Below are 1,836 nucleotides of genomic sequence, written 5' to 3' on the forward strand. Positions count from 1 at the left end.
CATTACGCATAACAAACTTTACGATTATTCTTTGACCCAAAATCGATAAGCCTGTCTATGCCGTATTATTGTAACACCTTGTTTCAAAAAATACCAGATGAGGTGTTTTTTAGCATGCCCTTTTATGGATCAAAAAGTGTTAAAAATAAGACAGTAACCTCAGAATAGCTACTGTCTTATCTCTTTTTTACTTAAAGTCTTGATAGACTTAGCAAATGGTAGAAAAGAGCCTTCTTTATCTGATTGCAAATTAGCATCTAATGAGAATCAAAATGATTATTCTTCATCTTCTCTTTTCTTACGAGCAATCAATGCAAATCCACTTAGGGCTCCTAGAAGTCCAAGTGCTCCAAGGCTAGCATGATCTTCTGTACCTGTATTTGGAAGTTCACGTTGACCATCCATGTATTGAGGCGTAGAAGGCGCTACTGGTTGAGCTGGAGTTGTTGGAGTTTCATTATTGTTTCCGTTGTTATCTCCATTATCTGCTGGTGCAGGATTTGGTTTAGGATCATTTGGTACATAATTAATTGGTGTATCCTTCGTTGGATCTTCCGGTACATTAGGTACTTCATATCCTTTTGTTGGATCATTTGGATCAACTGGTTTCAATGGTTGACCTTCTGGATCCACAGGAACAAATCCTGGTACATAAGGTACTTTAGGTTTCTCAGTTCCTGGTTTAGTTGGATCTTTCGGATCGTTTGGATATGGAATTGGATTTGTTGGTGTTCCTGGGATATTTGGCACCCATGAACCTAACTTATCGTAAACAACTGTTTCGTTGATATCCTTGATTGTATCAGGTGTTACTTTTACATCTTTAGTTGATGATTCTAGATCCCCAGCTTTAGCAATGTATCCTTTCACAACTGGTACTGGGTATCCGTTGAAGATATCGTCGTTACGATCTGTTGTCCATTCTCCATATGTGATTTCTCCTGTAACTAAGTTAACTTCAGCATCACGAGTGAACTTGATTGTTTCAACACGAGTTTCAGATATTTCTTTTCCGTTACGATCTACATACTTGATAGTACGTGTAGCAGCTTTCTCAATTACCATATCTTTTACAGTATTTGGCCATACTGGGCTATTTGGATCGTTAGGGAATACTGGTTTACCTGGTTCTGGTGTAGATGGTGTTACTGGAGTTCCATCTGGGTTCTTCGGTAAGTTTGGATTATTTGGATCTACTGGTTTACCTGGTGTAACTGGAATAATTCTTTCAGCTACTGTTACATTGAAGATTTGATCTACAGATTTATCCTTATCAAATACTCTGTCTGTATCTTTAGATGGGAAGTCGTTCTTAACTATTCTGTATCCAGCTTTTTCAAGTTTTTCAATAGTCTTAGTTACTTCATCAACTTTAGACTTAGTGAAGTTAGCTCCTGAATCACCTTCATCTACTACTGGAGTTGCTACTACTTTACCATTTTCAGTTACGAAGTTTGTGATAGCTTTTTGTTTATCAGTTACGTAATTGATTGGTGTATCCTGAGTTGGATCGCTTGGAATTGATGGTGGGTTGTAACCCTTGCTTGGATCGTTCGGATCTTTAGGTGTCAATGGTGTTGTGCCATCTGGACCTACTGGGGTAGTGCCTGGTACATGTGGAATCAATGGAAGATCAGTACCTGGTTTCGTTGGATCTGTTGGATCGTTTGGATATGGAAGATTTGGTACTTTTGGAAGTCCGTCTGGTACATTTGGTACGTATGAACCAAGCTTCTTGTATTGTACAACTTCTTCGCTATCCTTATCGTCAGGAGTCACTGTCTTCGCTGCTACATTAGCCTTATCTGCCACAAAGCCAGTTACTACTGGTGTAGC

General features: G+C 38.9%; 1 protein-coding gene. It reads right to left on the reverse strand.

Translation table 11 applies throughout. The annotated features are described in order from the left end of the window. Window positions 1-276: 276 nt before the first annotated feature. Window positions 277-1,836, reverse strand: a 1,560-nt coding sequence (locus HSISS2_RS07030; protein WP_042767240.1) for an LPXTG cell wall anchor domain-containing protein, incomplete at its 5' end; no start/stop codon positions are given.

The sequence above is a fragment of the Streptococcus sp. HSISS2 genome, from assembly GCF_000448665.1.
Classification (GTDB): domain Bacteria; phylum Bacillota; class Bacilli; order Lactobacillales; family Streptococcaceae; genus Streptococcus; species Streptococcus raffinosi.